The sequence below is a fragment of the Viridibacillus sp. NPDC096237 genome (assembly GCF_050278625.1).
In the GTDB taxonomy this organism is placed as follows: Bacteria; Bacillota; Bacilli; order Bacillales_A; family Planococcaceae; genus Viridibacillus.
Genome location: NZ_JBNNTI010000006.1, coordinates 1 through 3,511 on the forward strand (window position 1 = coordinate 1; position 3,511 = coordinate 3,511).

Below are 3,511 nucleotides of genomic sequence, written 5' to 3' on the forward strand. Positions count from 1 at the left end.
TGGCGACATACGGAGCTGACGAATACTAATAGATCGAGGACTTAACCAAATTTTACTTAACAAACTTCAATGTAATTTATCCAGTTTTGAGAGAATAATAAAAAACTTTTTTAAAATAGTAAAAAACACTTGCTAAAATTTTAAAAAGATGATATAATTATTCTTGTCCTTAGGTAATACAATAGTCTAGTGATGATGGCAAAGAGGTCACACCTGTTCCCATGTCGAACACAGAAGTTAAGCTCTTTAGCGCCGATGGTAGTTGGGGGTCTCCCCCTGTGAGAGTAGGACGTTGCTAGGCGATCATATTATTCCGAAGTAGCTCAGTGGTAGAGCATCCGGCTGTTAACCGGACGGTCGTAGGTTCGAGTCCTACCTTCGGAGCCATTTTTGGAGAGCTGTCCGAGTGGCCGAAGGAGCACGATTGGAATTCGTGTAGGCGAGTAACCTTGTCTCAAGGGTTCAAATCCCTTGCTCTCCGCCATACAAATTCTTATTTATTATATGGCCCCTTGGTCAAGCGGTTAAGACACCGCCCTTTCACGGCGGTAACACGGGTTCGAATCCCGTAGGGGTCACCATTTACAACATTACACGGAGGATTAGCTCAGCTGGGAGAGCACCTGCCTTACAAGCAGGGGGTCGGCGGTTCGATCCCGTCATCCTCCACCATTTCAATTAATAATACCATTATCGCGGGGTGGAGCAGTTCGGTAGCTCGTCGGGCTCATAACCCGAAGGTCACAGGTTCAAATCCTGTCCCCGCAACCAAATGGTCCGGTAGTTCAGTTGGTTAGAATGCCTGCCTGTCACGCAGGAGGTCGCGGGTTCGAGTCCCGTCCGGACCGCCATTTTTAAAAAAAGAATATTAAATTATTATGGGTCAGTAGCTCAGTTGGTAGAGCATTAGATTGAAGCTCTAAGTGTCGGCGGTTCGATTCCGTCCTGACCCACCATAATAATGCCGGTGTAGCTCAGTTGGTAGAGCAACTGACTTGTAATCAGTAGGTCGAGGGTTCGACTCCTTTCGCCGGCACCATGTTTTTCTGGAGGGGTAGCGAAGAGGCTAAACGCGGCGGACTGTAAATCCGCTCCTTCGGGTTCGGCGGTTCGAATCCGTCCCCCTCCACCATTTTTTTATTTTAGGGGCATAGTTTAACGGTAGAATAGAGGTCTCCAAAACCTTTGATGTGGGTTCGATTCCTACTGCCCCTGCCAATTTAATTATAATGGCGGTTGTGGCGAAGTGGTTAACGCACCTGATTGTGGTTCAGGCATTCGTGGGTTCGATTCCCATCAGTCGCCCCATTTAATTTTTGACAATAAAATGATATTGAAATATAATGATAATATTATGGCGGTTGTGGCGAAGTGGTTAACGCACCTGATTGTGGTTCAGGCATTCGTGGGTTCGATTCCCATCAGTCGCCCCATATTATTGGGGTATAGCCAAGCGGTAAGGCAACGGATTTTGATTCCGTCATGCCCTGGTTCGAATCCAGGTACCCCAGTTAAATTTGCGGAAGTAGTTCAGTGGTAGAACACCACCTTGCCAAGGTGGGGGTCGCGAGTTCGAACCTCGTCTTCCGCTCCATTTTTTATTTACGGCGGCATAGCCAAGTGGTAAGGCACAGGTCTGCAACACCTCTACCACCGGTTCAAATCCGGTTGCCGCCTCCAATTATTTTTAAAATATCTACATATTGCATGTAATAATATTATGCCGGTGTGGCGGAATTGGCAGACGCGCACGACTCAAAATCGTGTTCTTTCGAGAGTGTCGGTTCGACCCCGACCACCGGTATCATTAGGTTAATTTACGTTACGATTAAAAAGTTAAGAAAGCTCATAAACCTTGATATAACAGGGTTTGTGAGCTTTTTGTATTTTTTGGGTTACGATAGGAAACGATACGAATCGAAATTATTTTACACACTTTTTGCACACAGACAGGTTCATTTTACACAAGTTTTTACACAAGCTGCGATCTGGGAAAACGTGATTGATTAAGGGAAGCAAAATAAAAAAAGCCCATGTTTATTTTTCAAACATGAGCTTTTTTAATAAAATTTAATTTGGACATTGTGAGGCGTTAATTGTTCTTCTACTGATACATTTCTGTAAAAGTATCGATTGCCAATTGATCGTTTTCTTCAATGGTTTCTTTTAGAAGATGTGCATAAGTTCTCATTGTTGTTTCAATGTCTTCATGACCTAAGCGTCTACTTGGGGCTTCCCCCTGTGAGAGTAGGACGTCGCTAGGCAATAAAGCAGTCAGCTGTATGCTGGCTGTTTTTTTATAAAGATGGTAACATCGGTGACGATTTAAAATATGGACTTAAAGGTTTTAAATCGTACCATTTTTCGAGTCCTTACCCTGAAATAAAAGGTGATGAGGATATGAGAGTAGTATACCCAGCTTATAAAAACGCAATTATTTTAGCGTTTGGACACAGATATATCCCGACTGATTTTTATAAACGCTTTAAATCACGAGTTTAATATTCGTTCTAAAAGATTGCCTATTTAATAGACAATCTCTTTTTATTTGAAAAAGTACAATAATAGGAGAGATAAGGATGTCAGAAAAAACAGGGCAATTACTCCTTTTCGATTATGAAGAAACAGCTGATGTAATTATCGATGCTGCTGCACTAATTCTCTCTACTTTTATGTACACGAAAGTATATGTTTCTTTCTTATTAATAAACATAACTCTAAAAACGTAAATTCATGTCCTCCTGGGACGTCGAAGGGTTCAGATAGAATAAGCTTGAACCCAAAGAAGATGCTTCAAATCTTTATTATATAAGGGTTTGGGGCATTTTTTTGTATTTTGAGGTAATCGTTAGAAAACCATTGAAAAAGGTGATTTTGATTAGGGTTTAACACAAGGTTTTACCCAGAAACTAATTCCTCAATAATACGTGCGGTCTGTTCTGAATCATTCTCTCGTAGCTCTTTTAAAAGGTGTTGAAGTAGTAATGTCTATTATCGCATGTCCTAATCGTTCTGACATATAACAATCATCGTTCAGCAGACAAATTAAAGCCGGAATCATGAAACGGTCTGCCTGTTCAAATCAGCTGAACTTCTAAAACAAGTGCTGTCACAGGAAGTCTTGTTGACAGTTAGGAAGGAAAATCCAACACCTAAATCAGATACTTAGGACATTTAAGTATTGAGGAGCAGTTTGTATGAATGGAATGAAAAACTGTAGAAGTCTCGGGTTATGTTATGTATGAAGTAAAAATGAAAGGAGAAAAAAGATGCCAAAAGAATTACGAGAAAAAGAACTGAATGCAAATGAATTTGATTTAGAAGTAGAATTATTAGACTTGGATGAAGTATCAGCAATTCCAGAAACAACAGCTAGCAGTGGCTCAACAAGCTGTTCGGCATCATCAACATGCGGCTCAACATCATGCTGCGGTTCATGTTAATAATCGTCCTAAAGGCTTAGAGTCAGTTGTGTAAAACAACATAAACAAAATAATAACTATTCTATAGG

At 41.0% G+C, this 3,511-nt stretch carries 3 protein-coding genes, 16 tRNA genes and 1 rRNA gene; 19 read left to right on the forward strand and 1 reads right to left on the reverse strand.

Annotation, left to right across the window (positions count from 1 at the left end):
• Positions 1-185 precede the first annotated feature (185 nt).
• The 17 genes from rrf to ACQKMD_RS05870 all read left to right on the forward strand — a co-directional run bounded on the left by rrf (position 186) and on the right by ACQKMD_RS05870 (position 1,804).
• Positions 186-301: ribosomal RNA gene (gene rrf, locus ACQKMD_RS05790) — 5S ribosomal RNA — on the forward strand.
• An 11-nt stretch (positions 302-312) separates the two neighbouring features.
• Positions 313-387, forward strand: a tRNA-Asn gene (locus ACQKMD_RS05795).
• Positions 388-392: 5 nt separating this feature from the next.
• Positions 393-484 (forward strand) — tRNA-Ser (locus ACQKMD_RS05800).
• Between the two features lie 22 nt (positions 485-506).
• Positions 507-581, forward strand: a tRNA-Glu gene (locus ACQKMD_RS05805).
• Between the two features lie 15 nt (positions 582-596).
• Positions 597-672: transfer RNA gene (locus tag ACQKMD_RS05810), tRNA-Val, on the forward strand.
• Between the two features lie 22 nt (positions 673-694).
• A tRNA-Met gene (locus ACQKMD_RS05815) sits at positions 695-771 on the forward strand.
• Between the two features lie 3 nt (positions 772-774).
• A tRNA-Asp gene (locus ACQKMD_RS05820) sits at positions 775-851 on the forward strand.
• Positions 852-880: 29 nt separating this feature from the next.
• Positions 881-956: transfer RNA gene (locus ACQKMD_RS05825), tRNA-Phe, on the forward strand.
• A gap of 7 nt (positions 957-963) precedes the next feature.
• Positions 964-1,039: transfer RNA gene (locus ACQKMD_RS05830), tRNA-Thr, on the forward strand.
• A gap of 9 nt (positions 1,040-1,048) precedes the next feature.
• Positions 1,049-1,132 (forward strand) — tRNA-Tyr (locus ACQKMD_RS05835).
• 12 nt (positions 1,133-1,144) lie between these two features.
• A tRNA-Trp gene (locus ACQKMD_RS05840) sits at positions 1,145-1,218 on the forward strand.
• Positions 1,219-1,232: 14 nt separating this feature from the next.
• Positions 1,233-1,308 (forward strand) — tRNA-His (locus ACQKMD_RS05845).
• A 49-nt stretch (positions 1,309-1,357) separates the two neighbouring features.
• Positions 1,358-1,433 (forward strand) — tRNA-His (locus ACQKMD_RS05850).
• Between the two features lie 6 nt (positions 1,434-1,439).
• Positions 1,440-1,511, forward strand: a tRNA-Gln gene (locus ACQKMD_RS05855).
• Between the two features lie 8 nt (positions 1,512-1,519).
• Positions 1,520-1,594, forward strand: a tRNA-Gly gene (locus ACQKMD_RS05860).
• Between the two features lie 12 nt (positions 1,595-1,606).
• Positions 1,607-1,680, forward strand: a tRNA-Cys gene (locus ACQKMD_RS05865).
• Between the two features lie 42 nt (positions 1,681-1,722).
• A tRNA-Leu gene (locus tag ACQKMD_RS05870) sits at positions 1,723-1,804 on the forward strand.
• Between the two features lie 300 nt (positions 1,805-2,104).
• On the opposite strand, the gene ACQKMD_RS05875 is transcribed toward ACQKMD_RS05870, so the two are convergent.
• Positions 2,105-2,266, reverse strand: a complete 162-nt coding sequence (locus tag ACQKMD_RS05875) for a hypothetical protein (RefSeq protein ID WP_427750284.1) — start codon at positions 2,264-2,266, stop codon at positions 2,105-2,107.
• A 313-nt stretch (positions 2,267-2,579) separates the two neighbouring features.
• Here ACQKMD_RS05875 and ACQKMD_RS05880 point away from each other — a divergent pair, with 313 nt between their 5' ends.
• Together ACQKMD_RS05880 and ACQKMD_RS05885 are read left to right on the forward strand one after the other, a co-directional pair.
• Positions 2,580-2,729 carry a hypothetical protein gene (locus tag ACQKMD_RS05880; protein ID WP_157812920.1) on the forward strand — a complete coding sequence of 50 codons (150 nt, stop codon included), beginning with the start codon at positions 2,580-2,582 and terminating at the stop codon, positions 2,727-2,729.
• Positions 2,730-3,269: 540 nt separating this feature from the next.
• Complete coding sequence (locus ACQKMD_RS05885; RefSeq protein ID WP_100795898.1) at positions 3,270-3,443, forward strand: thiazolylpeptide-type bacteriocin; 174 nt, start codon at positions 3,270-3,272, stop codon at positions 3,441-3,443.
• Positions 3,444-3,511 lie beyond the last annotated feature (68 nt).

Coding starts and splice junctions, on each gene's coding strand:
- ACQKMD_RS05880 (WP_157812920.1), top strand. CDS start 2,580: ATGTCAGAAAAAACAGGGCAATTACTCCTTTTCGATTATGAAGAAACA.
- ACQKMD_RS05885 (WP_100795898.1), top strand. CDS start 3,270: ATGCCAAAAGAATTACGAGAAAAAGAACTGAATGCAAATGAATTTGAT.